The organism is Zhouia spongiae (genome assembly GCF_022760175.1).
Classification (GTDB): Bacteria; Bacteroidota; Bacteroidia; order Flavobacteriales; family Flavobacteriaceae; genus Zhouia; species Zhouia spongiae.
Genome location: NZ_CP094326.1, coordinates 3,865,104 through 3,880,972, shown reverse-complemented (window position 1 = coordinate 3,880,972; position 15,869 = coordinate 3,865,104). Strand labels below are relative to the sequence as shown.

At 36.5% G+C, this 15,869-nt stretch carries 12 protein-coding genes and 1 pseudogene; 11 read left to right on the top strand and 2 right to left on the bottom strand.

The window, feature by feature from the left end:
* Window positions 1-14: 14 nt before the first annotated feature.
* Together MQE36_RS16235 and MQE36_RS16230 are read right to left on the bottom strand one after the other, a co-directional pair.
* Window positions 15-1,409: a RagB/SusD family nutrient uptake outer membrane protein gene (locus tag MQE36_RS16235; protein ID WP_242937021.1), complete on the bottom strand. Its 1,395-nt coding sequence runs from the start codon at window positions 1,407-1,409 to the stop codon at window positions 15-17.
* An 11-nt stretch (window positions 1,410-1,420) separates the two neighbouring features.
* Window positions 1,421-4,432: a SusC/RagA family TonB-linked outer membrane protein gene (locus tag MQE36_RS16230; protein ID WP_242937020.1), complete on the bottom strand. Its 3,012-nt coding sequence runs from the start codon at window positions 4,430-4,432 to the stop codon at window positions 1,421-1,423.
* Window positions 4,433-6,075: 1,643 nt separating this feature from the next.
* Here MQE36_RS16230 and MQE36_RS16225 point away from each other — a divergent pair.
* The 11 genes and pseudogenes from MQE36_RS16225 (at window position 6,076) to MQE36_RS17115 (ending at window position 15,858) form a co-directional block, all read left to right on the top strand.
* On the top strand, window positions 6,076-6,372 hold the full coding sequence (locus tag MQE36_RS16225) for a helix-turn-helix transcriptional regulator (protein WP_242937019.1): 297 nt from the start codon (window positions 6,076-6,078) through the stop codon (window positions 6,370-6,372).
* A gap of 816 nt (window positions 6,373-7,188) precedes the next feature.
* Complete coding sequence (locus MQE36_RS16220; RefSeq protein WP_242937018.1) at window positions 7,189-7,443, top strand: hypothetical protein; 255 nt, start codon at window positions 7,189-7,191, stop codon at window positions 7,441-7,443.
* A 92-nt stretch (window positions 7,444-7,535) separates the two neighbouring features.
* Window positions 7,536-8,102, top strand: a pseudogene (locus MQE36_RS16215) (Crp/Fnr family transcriptional regulator).
* Between the two features lie 65 nt (window positions 8,103-8,167).
* Entirely contained in the window at window positions 8,168-8,623 is a 456-nt protein-coding gene (locus tag MQE36_RS16210) for a DoxX family protein (protein WP_242937017.1), read from the top strand.
* 600 nt (window positions 8,624-9,223) lie between these two features.
* Window positions 9,224-11,431 (top strand): tetratricopeptide repeat-containing sensor histidine kinase, encoded by a 2,208-nt coding sequence (locus MQE36_RS16205; protein WP_242937016.1) that lies wholly within the window; start codon window positions 9,224-9,226, stop codon window positions 11,429-11,431.
* Window positions 11,412-12,149 (top strand): LytR/AlgR family response regulator transcription factor, encoded by a 738-nt coding sequence (locus MQE36_RS16200; protein WP_242937015.1) that lies wholly within the window; start codon window positions 11,412-11,414, stop codon window positions 12,147-12,149. The genes MQE36_RS16205 and MQE36_RS16200 overlap by 20 nt, the downstream gene beginning before the upstream one ends.
* 217 nt (window positions 12,150-12,366) lie before the next feature.
* Window positions 12,367-12,981 carry a hypothetical protein gene (locus MQE36_RS16195; protein WP_242937014.1) on the top strand — a complete coding sequence of 205 codons (615 nt, stop codon included), beginning with the start codon at window positions 12,367-12,369 and terminating at the stop codon, window positions 12,979-12,981.
* Complete coding sequence (locus MQE36_RS16190; RefSeq protein WP_242937013.1) at window positions 12,978-14,267, top strand: PA3715 family protein; 1,290 nt, start codon at window positions 12,978-12,980, stop codon at window positions 14,265-14,267. Before MQE36_RS16195 ends, MQE36_RS16190 begins: the two co-directional genes overlap by 4 nt.
* Before the next feature lie 5 nt (window positions 14,268-14,272).
* A complete protein-coding gene (locus tag MQE36_RS16185; protein WP_242937012.1) occupies window positions 14,273-15,598 on the top strand; it encodes a PA3715 family protein in 1,326 nt (441 codons plus the stop codon).
* A complete protein-coding gene (locus MQE36_RS16180; RefSeq protein WP_242937011.1) occupies window positions 15,579-15,737 on the top strand; it encodes a hypothetical protein in 159 nt (52 codons plus the stop codon). Before MQE36_RS16185 ends, MQE36_RS16180 begins: the two co-directional genes overlap by 20 nt.
* Window positions 15,715-15,858 (top strand): DUF7677 family protein, encoded by a 144-nt coding sequence (locus tag MQE36_RS17115; RefSeq protein WP_423242466.1) that lies wholly within the window; start codon window positions 15,715-15,717, stop codon window positions 15,856-15,858. The genes MQE36_RS16180 and MQE36_RS17115 overlap by 23 nt, the downstream gene beginning before the upstream one ends.
* Window positions 15,859-15,869: the final 11 nt, after the last annotated feature.

Sequence of the window (15,869 nt, the reverse complement as noted above, 5' to 3'; positions counted from 1 at the left end):
TTTAGGAGTTATACTTAATATCCTGAGTTTTGATTAAGGGTAGGTGCTTTATCAAGCTCCCGTTGAGGAATAGGGTACAATACATCGGTAGTTCGCCAACCTTCTTTGTCCGGGCTGAGAAGATCGTTTGCAAGGCTAAGCCTTTTAAAATCTAACCAACGGTGCCCCCACTCGGAAAAGAATTCTTTCCTCCTTTCTTTCAATATGGCAGCCAACAGTTCCTGCTCACTATTTCCTGTATAGTTTTCCAATCCGGAACGGTTACGGATAAGGTTAAGGTCGGCAAGTGCACCCGGTATATCTCCCATTCGGGCACGTGCCTCAGAACGGATCAGGTACTGTTCGGCAAACCTTAGGACTGTAGCATACTCCGTTGGTTGCCCTGAAGAAAGTCGTATCTTGTACTTAAAAGGATAATAAAAGGTAGTACCATTACTTTCAAAAGTTCCTATCCAATGTAATAACCGTTTGTCATGATTATCAAAACCGGAAACAAGTTCTTCTTTCAAATACACCGGATTCCATGGGCTGCTTACCGGTGAACTTGTCAGGATAAACATATTACCCTCATTGGTGTTTCCAACATTAGTAGGGGCTATTTGCCAGATGGCTTCCGAACTATTGGCCAGGAAAACATCGTTGATGTCCTCTGCCAGACTGTAGGTATCGGTGGAACCAATCAATTCAGTAGCTAAATCCGCTGCCCGGCTCCACTCTTGTCGATACAAATACACCCTTGCCAAAAGGGCTGATGCAACCAGGCGATTCGGATGGGTTCTTTCCGAGTTTCGGTAAGTGTCATCAAGCAATTGCCTGGAATGTTCCAAATCGTTTATGATAGCTTGGTAAATGTCATCCGGTGATACCTGCAATGCTTTTGCATTAACCCTGTAATCCGTAGTGATAATCAGGGGAACATCCCCAAAAAGATTCACAAGATAGAAATAGGAAAAAGCCCTTACAAACCTTGCTTCCCCTTCCAGTTGCTTTTTGGTCTCCGGGGTGATAACGGAAGAACTTTTGAGCCCTTCCATGACGGCATTGACCATATATATGGTGCTATAAGCACTTGACCATAAAGCCAGATTGGCTGGGTTTGACGGATCGATATCACATCTGTAAAATTCTTGCAAGGAACTACTAAAAGGGTTCACCTCAAATTCATCTGCCGAGAGCCCGGCCACAGTGGTGACAGACCATTGTCCCCCACCTGCAAAATTGCCAGAATCAAACATTCTGTGGTATACCCCTTCAATGGCCGAGGTGGCCAGACGGTCATTTTCAAATACTGTGCTTCCTATCACCCGGGAATTGGGTGGGTCAATCTCAACAAAGTCTTTACAAGACAATATGTACAAACTCACTATTAAGCATGTCAAATAGAAACGGAATTTATATAATGATTTCATATATGTTGTTTTTAAAATTTTAGCTGGGTACCAATAGTTATGATTCTAAGAGGCGGTAATGCCAACAGGCTCCCGCGGTTGTTGGCAGGATCAAACCCACTATAATTGGTAATGGTAAAAAGGTTCTGTGCATGCAGGTAGACACGGCACGATTCAATGCCTGTTTTATACATAAATCGGGGGGGCAGCTGATAGGAAAGAGTAAGGGTCTTTAGCCGTACATAGGAAGCATCCGTAACGGACAGATCACTACTTGCTGTTCTGTTATAGGGTGTATAACCGAAGGCTTGCGAAAATTTTTGGGTATTGCTAAAGTCACCGGGTAGTTGCCACCGGTCCCGTACCTCTACGGGTTGGTTGCCCCCCACAAAACCCATCATACCGGGTGGGGTCTGAAAAGTAGTTAGGTGGTTTCTTCCCAATTGCTTTACAAATTCTATAAAGAAATTGAATGTAAAGCCTCCAAGGGTTAGATTGTTATTTATGCCCCCGTAATATTTACGCCCAAAATCTTTTACTATTATTTTATCCTCCGAATTATAGCTCCCATCACTGTTGGCATCTAAAATCTCATAAAATCCGGTCTCAGGATTCACTCCCAAAGACTGGTATAACAAGGAACTATTTAGGGAAGCCCCTTCCCGATAGATATTGGCATAGGAGGATTGTTCCAGCCCCGGAAATGATACCAATTCGTTTTTCGGAAAAGTGATGTTAACTGAGGTATCCCATTGTAGTGTACTGCTGCGGATATTCCGGGTGGACAATTCAATTTCCCATCCTATGTTCTCCACCTTAGCTGGCAGGTTGGCCTGAATGGAAGTGAAACCGGTGATCGCCGGCAGGAAATAGCCCACCAGCTGATTGGAAGAACGGTTGCGGTACCAGGCTCCTGAAACCATTACCCGATCCTCAAAAGCTCCTAGGGAGGTGGCAATTTCCAATTTTTTGTTCACTTCCCATGAATATTCCGGATTGGCTATTTGGGTAGGGTAAAGGCCTCCGCTTCCCTGGGTAGGGGCATAAATATCCAGGTAGCCGTAATCGGCTATCTGGTCGTTCCCTGTAGTTCCATAACTGCCCCTGATCTTACCGAAACTAAGAAAAGGAAGTGTTTTCCGTACAAAAGGCTCTTCGGAAAAGATCCAGGCAGCCCCTACCGCTCCGAAACTGGCAAAACGATGTTGAGTTGCAAAACGGGAAGAACCATCCCTTCTCCCGGTAAGGTTCAAAAAGTATTTTTTTGCCCAATCAAACCCGATGCGCCCGAAAGCGGCATGGTATTTATATTCAATATCGTCCTGCAAGCTGATGTTTACACGATCGGCAGTTGCCAGGTTCCCAATTAAACTTTCATCTGCATACCCTACACCGATAGCGTATAACTGGTGGTTAGTTGCCTTTTGATAGCTCATCCCTAGAAGGGTTTTCAGGCTGCCTTTTCCCATTTGTAAGGAATAGGTCAGCTGAGGCTCCAGGATAATTGATTCCCGTTTTCCGGTAATATGTCTGGAGGAATTGGAAAGGTATTGCCATAAGGCTGGGTTCCGAGAACTCAAAGGCTCCTTGGAAATTTCTTCACTGTGCAGATTGGTATACCCGAAACTGGTTTTAAGGTTAAGGTTTGGGATAATCTCATAGGCAAGGGAAGCATTAGCAATGAGATTATTGGTTTTTGTTTCTTGTGTTTTTTCCAGATAACTTAAGGGGTTTGTCCAGGTAGAACCCTCCCAGTTAAGCTGCCCGTTCAGGTCATACAATGCCGGCGCATTAGGAGCCAACAGTACGGCTCTTTGAACGAACTGCCCGTCGTAAAATAAATGATTCCTATCAACTCCGTAATTTGCTGAAAAGTTAACCCTGAATCTGTGGTTGGAAGAAGAATGATTTAGGTTTATAAAACCTGTTGCCTTCCGGTAATTAAAATCACCGGGAAAAACCGTACCTTCTTTATGAAAGCCGCCACCCAGAAGGAAGGATGTTTGAGTGTCTCCTCCGGAAACCGAGGCCTGTACATCCGTTATATAGGAAGTGTTTCCCAAAAGCTTTTCTTGCCAATCAGTATTACGGTTTTGATCCCAAACCAGAAGGTCAGGGGCATTGAACTGGGTTGGGGTAGCCTCGTCATTGGCAAAGGCTTCTTTTCGCATTTCCAAATACTGGTTGGTATCTAAGGTATTTATGGTATTGGAAATTTTGCCCATACCGGTATACAATCCAATATCTAGGGCGGTTTTGCCTTCACGTCCCTTTTTAGTAGTAATCAGTACCACCCCGTTGGCTCCTCTGGAACCGTAAATAGAGGTAGCATCAGCATCTTTCAGCACCTCTATACTTTCAATATTAGAGAGGTTAATGCTGTTCAGGGGGTCAACCCCAAGAGCCATGAATCCGCTTCCAGAAACAGGCACGGAACTTACCGGAACCCCATCTACGATGTATAAAGGATAGTTACCTTCCGGCCTTAGACTGTTTTGCCCCCTGATTTGGATGCTCGAAGTACTTCCGGGAATACTACTTATCTGACTAACAATTACCCCCGGCATCCTTCCCTGTAGTGCCTGTAGAGGGTTTATTACTGGTTGTGTCTCTATATCAGAAGCTGTAATACGGCTAATACTCCCTGTCCGTTCTTTTTCTGATACCGTATAGTATCCGGCATTAACGGTTACCGCTCCCAAATCAGTGACAGATTCCTTTAGGGTGACATTGATTTCTGTTTGACCTCCTATGGATTTTTCTACCGTATCAAATCCCACATAAGAAAAGATTAAAACATCGGTGGGGTGGGGGCTAATGCTATAAGTACCATTACTATCGGTAAATGTACCGGTTTGCGTACCAGAAATGAGAACATGAACTCCCGGAACCGGAATTCCTTCAGAGTCTGTTACTACACCCCGAATCTGATGTTGCTGGTTATTTGTATTTTGTCCAAAAGCGGAATAGGTTAGTAACATGAGGGTTATGAATAATGCCAGTAATAGCAGTATCCGCCCCTTGTTCAAAACATTATTTTTCATAATTTTGAAAGGTTTAATTAAACTTGGTTTTAATTGATCTATGGCCTTCTGCGATACCTTCCACAATATTCAGAGGGCCTTTTTAACCGAATATCAATTCGGCTTATTAATTATTCTTTTTTTATTCGGTGTTTTTTATCGGATCTCATGATGTGCTTCGCAATTGTATAGCCCAGAAAAGAACGAAAAAACGCCTGCCCTGGTTGTTCGACGATTCACTAGATTCATAAATTCTAAATCAAACGAACTCACCTGTTTTTTGGAACAGGCTTAAACAACGTTTGATTTTAACGGATTTATCGAAAATGGGATTCTCGCGTGCCACAGCTCATGGCAGTTTAATTTCCCATAACAATAAAAGTCAACGTCCTTGTGAAGGCTTTGTAAAAGCCTGGCCTGTATTGAGCGATAGTCGAAGTATGGCAATCTACCTGTACTGGCCAAAAATGCTCTGCCAGTATGATGTTCCCTTTTTAGGGTAAAGACCTGTAGTACGGTATATCACTATAGCCGGCTACAGGTCACATAACTACCCAATCAACTAACTCAAATATTTTATCATCTATTCTTTTTTCATCAATGAATTGCGAAGCATATCATGAATTCCTTTAAAAAGCATTCAACAAAAACATGAATAAAAAAGAAAGGCTATACCAAAATCTATAAGCTTCAATTATTCTTCACAGCCGGATACTGTGTACAATGCGTAGTAAGTTGTTGCAGGAGATATACCATTTCCAAAAAGAACTGCTATACAATTTTTAAGTACCGGTGGGGTGGACTTGCTCCGCATTGCACTTTCAATGAAAATATATTTCCATTTTAGCAATGCTCAACCTGATAAGAAATAAAGGAATCTTATCATGGGAAACAGCTCCTTCCTAAAAGTCTAACGTCACTCCTGTAACAAAATAGAACCTTAAACCGGGTTCTTCGGTTTCTTTTTAAATAGTATATAAAAAACAGTAAGCTGTATTTCGTATACTCTGGTCATAGTGAGTTTTGGTTGGTGTTTCATACTATTTCTAATAATTAAAATAAACGTTAGCCGGATATGCAATCCTGTTGTGAGGTTTTACCAACAAACCATATTGCCACCCTTGCAATCACTAACCCAAATGTTTTTATGTCTGAAACAAGTTTCGCACTTTCTTTTTTTGGCCAATGGAAAAAAGGAAAAGGCCTTTAATATAAAAATTCATAACTCATAATTTAAATTCCTTATTTTAATATAACGTCTCTGCGAGCTTTGGTACAAAGCGTGGCAGTTTGCCCGATAGTTGCAAAACTCCCATGAAAATCAAGAAAACTATGCCAAGAAAAAGATGAGTAAAGCCTGGTGTCCAAAAACAAATAGGCGTGGAACTCAAATTACCGAACTGAGGTACTGGTATACCTTGGAAACGATAACAGAGCCCACGCCGCGGGTCGTGAGCAAAGTTACTTATCATCTCGTTTCCATAAAAATTACCAGTTTTCAGTTCGAGACTCTAAGCAATTGCTTCTAATATTTTTCTTTCAGAAGAATCGCAAAAATATATAATCCCAACAAATATAATAAAATAATTGTTACGGTATGATAAAACATACCATAATTTTTACAGATATGTGGGAAATTTAACGTGACTAAATAGAAATAGAAGGTGACTGAAAAGGAGAGACTAGGTAAATATTTATTAAAATTAAGAGAAAAGGTTCCAAGTCAAGATTATGTTAAGGAACATATATCTCAACAGGAACTCGCTGATAGTAATGTAGGTTTAACTAAATATTTAATCGGAACAGTTGAGAGAGGTGAAGCTAATCCTACATTAGATAAATTGATTTTGATGGCCAAGGCCCTGAACTTGAAAAAAGTGAATTTATTTGAATTAGAAATTAATGTAGATAAGTACATTGAGGAATTAAAAGATAAGAAGAAGAAAGCAACGAAGAAATAGAATGTGAATCAATCTTATGGTGATAGGCTTTTGATCAATCCCGTTCTCCTATCATTCTTCTAACTATAGTTCATATTAGTTATGTTTCTGTTTAAATTATAAACAATATAAATGAGTTGTCGTGAAATTTGTTGTATAGTTACTTTTAAACAAAAACAAACACTTTGCAGGCTTGATACTCCACTTTTATGGTAGTACGTTTTATGGCTGAGTACTCTATTATGTGTGAGTGGTATAGACACGCTAAGTTTGTTACCTCTTTTAAACGACGGTAAAAATTGCCTTTCGGTACGCGCTCGCTTAACTGAAATTGATTGAATGGTTTCTCCTGATATTGTTTTTGACTTGTATACTACCAATGTAAGTATCTGATGAAAAGATATTAACAATCCCGTGTCGGTTTTCGCTAACTTGTGTAACAGGCACATGGTATGTAAAAAACAGAGGTCTAAGTGTCTAAACGAAAATGAATTTCATAACTTTATGGTTAATGTAAAACTGAAAAGCTAGAGTGAGAATCTCTGCTTTTCATATACGAGACTGTTGTGGTACATTTAATAAATGATGAATAAAGAATACATATCAAGGTTTTTAAACGGAATTTTAATTTTGATAATTGGACTTTTTTTACTTGACGGACTGACATCTTTTGAGATTAAAAGTCAAGTCATAAAATCGTTTACATATTTCGGAATTATGATTTTGACACCTCTGACCTTGATATGGAATTTATTTAGTTTCAAAAAAACCAAATGGAAAATCATTAGTTCAGTTGTTCCGTTTCTAACATTAATTGGAATATTGATAATTGGACCAATGAAAATAATATTTTCTTCGGGAAGTTGGAAAACACAAAAAGTGCTCTATCAAAACGGACATTTGGACTTTAAGAAAGTAGAGTTTCAAATGCAAGATGTTGGAGCTTTGGGATATAATAAACGAACTGTCGAAGTTATCTATCTGACTAACTTGTTTATGATTGTTAGTCCGGTAGAAAAGGATATTGACAAACGAGTTGAATGGATAAAAATTGACAAAGAAATAAATGAACTCGGACTAACATTACCGTGAATTAAAGGAAACAAAAGTACATAACACTATATAAAATGACATCAAAACACTTTTTGTATTTTTCATTAGGCACAAGCTAAAAAAATCGTAGAATGGAAGAAATTAAAAAGTTCATTAACAATATTTATCTAATGAACAATTCTGATTGGGACTTTTTTTCTTCAAAAATGCATAAGGAAAAATTAAATAAGAATTCAACCCTAATAAAAATTGGAATGATAGAGAATTACCTGTCTTTTATATCGGAAGGAATGGTGAGACTTTATATTCCACAAGGAGAAAATGAATTAACCTTTGGATTTTTATTTGAAAATGAATTTGTAACTGCTTATGATTCCTTTATTACTCAAACCCCCACTCATTATTAAATTGAAACGTTGACAAATACAACTTTGTGGCGAATATCGTTCGAAGACCTTCAGGAGGTTTATAAAAAAACCGAAAGCGGAAATTTAATAGGGAGAAGAATGGCAGAAAATATGTTTTTAATAAAGTCGAAAAGAGAAATTTCCTTACTAAATAAAACAGCAGAAGAACGTTATGCGGACTTGTTCTTGGAACGTCCAAAATTATTGAAGCAAGTTCCATTAAAATACATTGCGTCATATATTGGTGTTACACCTCAAGCCTTAAGCAGGATACGCAAACGAATTACTTAACTTAGGTTCATTGTCAGCTCCAAAGTCATTTATGAACTTTGTAAATGAATTAAGAAGAAGACAGCATGAAACCATTAATAGTACTTTTATCAAGTTTTGTGATCGCAATTTTTGCGGCAAAAATTGTGGTTAAGGAGTATAATTTTGCTTTATCAGCAAGAATAGCAATGTCAATAATGTTATGTTTTACGGCAATTGGACATTTTGCTTTTACCAAAGGAATGTCAATGATGATACCACAATTTGTTCCTTTCAAAACAAGCCTTGTTTATCTCACAGGGCTTTTTGAAGTTCTTTTAGCAATCGGGTTGTTTATCCCAAAATTAAAAGTGATGAGTGGATGGACTTTAATTATTTTCCTATTGTTGATGTTACCAGCGAATATTTATGCTTCGATTCATAATATAGATTATCAAAAGGGAACATTTGACGGGAATGGTCTTTCCTATCTATGGTTTAGAATTCCATTGCAATTTTTATTCATTGCCTGGATTTATATTAGCTCAATCCGAATTTTTTAAAGAAAAATGGCGGTGGCTGATAAGGGTTAGCACTGATGATATGAAAGCAAGACCTGAATAAGCCCTATTAAGGACTCTTATTTTGTATTGTAATTTTGGTTGTAAGCTAAAATTGAAAGGTATAAATGGTGTTGTATAGTTACTTTTAAACAAAAACAAATACTTTGCAGGCTTGATACTCCACTTTTTAGGTGTTTCTCTATATCCTTCAGGTACTTTTAAGGTTGTAAGCTATGGCCGGGAGTTGCATACATTTGTTGGTCTGTTTTATACCAATGATGTTTACTCGATCATCGAGATTTAAATGCTCCGACGCTTGTCCTTGTGAAATAGTCTTGACGGAATTTCATAGGACTTGCCCTAGTGAAATCCTCCTGAACGGAATTTTACAGGGCTTGCGTTGAAATGTTTTGCCATGCACCAGCTGGCTCCATTGCTAAAAAGGTCTGCCAGACCTTTTCTTTACGCTAGGCCCTCTCGTGGGCTTGCCCCGAGGTAGTTTACTTTTCTAATTCCCCTAAACTCTATAATTGATAGAAATGGTTCTAACCTAATGCAAAAAACTGTAGATTAGCAGTACCAAAAATCTACATAAATTGTATGACTTCAATTAACAATTATATTCTTCCTTTATTTGTTTCTTTATTTTTTGTAATAAATCTACAAGCTCAAGTCCAAAAAAGAGACAGCCTTAAAATTCAATTAGAAAATCATAAGGCAAATGATACTACAAGGGCAAATATATTGTATGATTTGGCATATGCTCATTTTCAGGGAGATATGAAGTTAACCAACTTATATCTTAAAGAAGCCGAGGACTTAAGCAATGCTTTAAATTACGAAAAAGGAAAAGCACGGGTATTTTATCTGAAAGGAATACTGGAAAACATAAAATCAAATTATAACGAAAGTTTAAATTTTTTTAAAGAGTCGCTAAGATATTATGAGTCGATTCAAAATAAAAAAGGAATAGCAGATGTTTACATCGCTTTCGGCATCACAAATTGTGATTTATCGCAATATGATGAAGCATTGGAAAATTATAAAAAGGCTTTAGAAATTTATAAAGAATCAGGAAACAAAAGGGAAATTGCAACCTGTTTGATAAATACCGGAAATATATATTCTGAAATCGGGAGATACAATGAAGCCATTACCAACTATAAAGAAGCATTAATTTTAAGTGAAATACTGAACGATGAAGATGGTATTTCTTTTGTTCATATCAATTTAGGAGTTGTGTATAGGGTGCAAGGTAATTATCCTCTGGCTATTGAAAATTACAATAAAAGTTTAGCCTATGATGAAAAAATGGGCGACACACTGGGTATGGCAAAAGTCCTGGACAATTTAGGCGACACTTATACTGCCATAAAAAAATACGACAAGGCATTGGAGTACCATAAAAAATCATTTGTCTTTTTATCAAAAATCGGAAATAAAAAACTTATAGCTGCAAACAATAGTAATATTGGTAATATATACTTGAAAAAAAAGGAGTTTACAAAGGCTCTTGAATATTTTGGTATGTCGCTTAAAGCCAGCCAAGAGGTTAATGACTTAAAACTTTCTTCTTTATCTTATATTAATATTGGAAACATTTACTTATTACAAAACAAAACATCAGCGGCGCGGAAAAATTATATAAATGCAAAAGAAATTAGTGAAGAAACAAATAATAGACGGATATTATCAGCTAGTCTCCTAGGAATTGCAGAAACTTATTTACACGAAAAAAAGTATCAAAAAGCACTTTTACACACCCAAAAAGGCCAAAAAATTGCAGAAGAACTAGAACTGTTGGAAAATCGAAAAAAGGCCACAAAAATCCTCTCTGAAATTTATAAAAGCACAGGTGATTACAAAAAGGCATTTACAAACTTTCAACAATATAAAATGCTGAATGATAGTATTTTCAATAAAGAAAATATTGAAAAGATCACGCAGTTAGAATACGAATACAAATATAAACAAGCCTTGGATTCTGCTAGTATTCGGGAATTAAAACTTACGAAAACAGTACTGGACACCTCCCAAAATTTAAAAAGGTCGCAGCGTAATTTACTGCTTGGTGTTATTGGTTTTTTAGTTACAACGCTCATGTTGGGAGCCATTATTTTCTTTTTAAAACTAAGAAACGAAAAATCGAAAACACAAAATGTGGTCATAGAACAAAAACTGTTACGCTCACAGATGACGCCGCATTTTATTTTTAATTCCTTGTCGGTATTACAAGGCATGATATTGAATAGAGAAGAAAAGAAGTCCGTTTCCTATCTATCAAAATTCTCAAAATTACTTCGAACTATTTTAGAAAATTCAAGAGACCGAACCGTATTGCTTTCTCAAGAATTAGTAGCTGTTGAAAATTATTTAGCGCTTCAAAATTTAGAAAATGAATTGTATACCTACACTATTGCTGTAGAAGAGACTATGGATACCTCACGATTTAAGATTCCTCCAATGCTCATTCAGCCCTTTGTTGAAAACGCCATAGAACACGCTTTTGCAGGTTTAACAGGAAATAGAGTCATTAACATTGATATTTCCTGCTCAAATGAAGAATTAAATTGTATCATTACCGACAACGGCGTTGGTATCGATTGCCTGACCGAGGGTAAAAATCGAGATAAAAAATCATTATCAACGACCATTACTTCTGAACGATTACAAATACTGTCAAAAGATTTTAAAAAGAAGGGGGCTGTTACCGTTGAAGACAGAAAAAAATATAATGAACAAGGAACCATCGTAACATTGACAATTCCTTACATAACAATACAAAATAGTGAAGACATTAATAATTGAAGATAAGGAGTACATTAGAAAAGGGTTGCGTAACCTGCTGCAACTGGTAGATACTGAAGTAACGGTACTGGGCGAATGCGAATCTGTAAAGGATGCGGTTGTTGTTGCCAATGCTTGTAACCCTGAGTTGGTTTTTTTGGATATCAACCTTACCGATGGTACCGGATTTGATTTTTTAGAACAAACCGAAAACCTTCATTTTAAAGTGATCTTTATAACCGCTTATGAAGAACATGCCTTGCGTGCTTTAAAAATTGGTGCGATCGATTATTTGCTAAAGCCTGTTGATATGGATGAACTGCAAATAGCACTTCAAAAAGTAACACAGCTATCCTTAATGCAGCAAAGAGAACAGGTACAAATTACCAGACAAGTATGGAATAATGAAGATTCAAAGTTAATTTTATCGTTGCATGATAGTTTTCAGGTGATTGATTTAAACGAATTACTTTTTTGCGAATCAGACAAGGGCTATACTACTTTTTACTGTAATGGCAACAAAAAATACGTAGTTTCAAAAACCTTAAAAGAATTTGAAGAGCGTCTTTCCAAAGCCAGTTTTATACGTCCGCATCAATCGTATATGGTTAACTTAAAATTTATAGATAAGTATGACAAAGCCGGTGTGATTCATTTAAAAAACGGGAAAAAAGTACCGGTTTCTTCCCGAAAAAAAGAGCTGTTCTTAAGTACATTTTTAAGCTGGAATAACGAATAAGCAATTTTTACTTTAGCGGATATTTTTTTAAACGGCACACATATTCATTCTAATCTGTCATAAATAGGTTCGCTATTTCTAAAACTGATATTGTGATGTATTTTTAGTGGTACTAAATTAAAATGTACTCAAGAATGAATCTTACAATAGCCGCAACCGTTGGCGCAATCCGTTGTGTTTTAGAAAAGAAAATTGATGTTATGTAAATGGCTGAAAAATGGAAATACTTATCGTTATTTTCTTACTATTACTCCTTGGTACAGGCATATTCCTGCTCTACAAAGTTTTAAAATGGATTGTGGCTAAAAAAGTAAGAGCTATTGGAGCATTATCAATACTGTCCGCCACAATCATTAGTGTTACCATGTACCAGCTATTCTTTGTGAAAATGGAGTTTATTCAATCCAACGTATATCCGAATTTATACTTGGTAAAAAATGAAATTAAAGACCGCGATTCCTTGCATGCCATCATCAAAAGTAGAGTGATTGAAATGATAGACAAGAATTTGATAAACAATCAAAAAGTATATACCGCAAATACCCATGAAGCCCCTTATGCGGTTTTAGCTTTTTATAGCTATTCCAAAAGTTCCAGGCTATCCGTATTTCAAGATTACGGCACCGCCTATTTTATAGACCATGAAGAAGATTTGAGCGGTTTTTCAGTCGAAGATTTGGGCATGTACCACAATGAAAAATTAGCCACTTTCAATATTCGTCCAAATAAAAAAGGCACTACACAACATTATGGATTATTGGAATATTATGAGAATGGTTATGTTGTAAAAACAGATACCGTTGCCTTGCAAAAAAAAATAGATTTAAAATGAAACAGACCTACCTATTAATAGTACTCATTTTTTGTTCTTGTGCACAAAACACCAAAGAAAAAACGCCCTCAAAAGGAGCTGTAGAAATTATTTCGGCAGCAGAGAATGTGGCTAAAGAAGTAACAGAGCAAATAAATAATGGAACAACGTTTAAAGAAGAATTACAAAAACTAAAAACGAAAAAAGTGCCTTTAATTGATAGTACTTCTTTTGATATCTTTATTGATGAAAGCGATTACAAAACAATAAATGCAGAAGCATTTCAGCTCCCTAAAATCTACAAAAACTGGGATAAAGAAAACGACAAGCATCGGGCAGTTTCTGCCTACCGGTTAAATTTATCTGACGATTTTTATACCGTTGTAGTAACGGTATTATCAGGCGATGAGGTAATGGAGTCCAAACTCATTAACTACGATTTAGAAGGCAATGTCATTGCTTCTGAAATGATAGCTTATGATGAGACAGTTGAAAGCTGGGCTCGAACAAAATCAAGAATAGAATCAAATAAAATTACAATTGACTATCAATATACGGTAAGTGAAGATGATGAAGATGGACCTGTTTATAGCGTAGTTAAAATTGAATCTGACGGAAATTTTAGAGTTTTGGGTATTAGAGATATCTGTTACGAATTGGTTATAAAAGAACTAAATTTAGATGAATCGAAACTAATTCCAACGTTACAAGCCTTTAAAATACTACCTAATAGCCCCAATGAAGCGGTTGTAGTAATTCCGGAAATAGCTGTAGGAAGCGAAGAAGAGGGGTATCTTGAGTTTAACACGCATATTGCACTGGTAAATACAGCCTCCAAAGAAATTACCCATCAATACTTTGAAAGTCACGAAACAAACGGTTGGATTTCTGACGCAATACATTTAAGAGAAATAACTATTGACACCGCTCCATACGATCACTCGGAAGATGTTAGAGCCTTTGGCATTAGAATCAGGTTTATAGGTAGTTCACAAGTGAATCCTTATGAAAATGAAGCACTATCACTATTTGTGAAATCAGGGAATAACTTAAAAAAAATACTAAACAATTTCGAAATAATGGAGTATGGAGGCGAATGGAGCGGTGACTGTGATGGTGAGTTTCTAAGTGAAGAAAAAACATTGAGTATTTCCGAAGAAAAAACCAACGGATACTTTGATATTATTATAAAAAATAAATTGACTAAATCTATCAATGTTAAAGACGAACTAGGTAATTGCGATACCAAAGAAACGTTTACCAATAAAACATCCGTGTTAAAATTTGACGGCAAAACCTATAGATAAATACAATGAGAATACTACTATATATTTTACTGTCCGTTACACTTTTCTCTTGTGTCCGGAATGATAAAGAAAAAACTCATAAAACAAATACAAATGGAGCTTTGGAAATTTCTGATGTAAATGAAGAGGAAGCAGTTGAAGCCGCAGCGACAATTACTGAACCGATAAAAAAAGTGATTAATGTAGACCCTTCTGTTTTTAAGAGCATACTCGAAAATGTAAAAACCAAAACCTTACCGCTGACAGATACCACCAACTTCGACACTTTTAAGGATGACAAATTCTTAAGCAAACAAGAAGTGGAAGCGTTACAACTAGAAAACATATATCCTGATTTTTATAAAGAAGGACATAACTACAAGGTTGTTGCATCCTATAAAATTGAGGATTTTAAAAATTTTCATGCCCTCGTTGTAACCGTTCTAAAAGGTGAACATGAAATGGAGACAATACTAATTAACTACGACTTAAATGGAAAAATTTTAGATCAAAGAGTGATTGCTTATGATGAAATAGCCGAAGGGTATGGTAAAATAGAATCAAAAATAACCCATGATTTTATATTGAAAATAAATACCTTTAAGTACGAAAATGATACAAGACAAGTGTTGTGGACGTTTCGAATTGATACGGTAACGGGCAATATTGTAGCTACAGAATCTTCGAACAGTTCTTTTGTAGAGTATGTATTAGAACACCAAACAGACATCAATCGGCTAAACATCAAAGAAGAATTAGTGACCACCCAGACATTTTTTGACAACCCTGAAAACATCGTTTTGCTAATTCCCGAAATTGAAGACGAAGGAGAGGGATTTTTTGAGTTGAACAGCCATATCTTTTTGGTTGATAATGCCACAAAAACGATAAACACAAAATTTTATGAAAGCTATCAAACCAGTGGTTGGGTATCCGATGCCATAGAACTGAGAAGCATTGAAATTAATAAAGAATTTTACCCGGTTACCGATAGTACCACTGCCTTTGCTGTTAAAACGACATTCATAGGATTATCACGTGCAAATCCTTATCAAAGAGAAACGATCTCTTTATTTGTAAAATCTGGGGATTCGTTAAAGAAAGTATTGGATAATTATACCATAAATGAGTTTTCCGGTCAATATGATGGCGACTGTATTGGTGAATTTCTTAACGAAGAAAAAGCACTCAGTATGTTTCAGGAAAAAAACAATGGCTATTATGATATTTTAGTAGCGCATACAATTACAGAAACCATTGAATTTAAAGATGAAAACGGCGATTGTGACAGTAAAGACACTGTTACCAATAAAGCATCGGTGTTAAAATTTGATGGAAAAACTTATAAATAAACACATGGAACTGAGCGAATCATTTGGCGGTGCATTAACAGTTTTATGGCAAGTGTACGCACTACCAGTTAAAATAAAAACAGACGGTGAAGATCTCAGTGGTATAGAACAAGCCATTGCCTTTTACCAATGTTATTGAACTCGATGAAAACGGAGAAGTACTCAATACCAAACATGCCGAAAAACGTGCAGTAGATCAAATCCGTTCGTATTGCGCCCCCAATTTTAAAGCAGAGCACTTTATGAAGATTGGGAGGTAGAGCTGCACTAA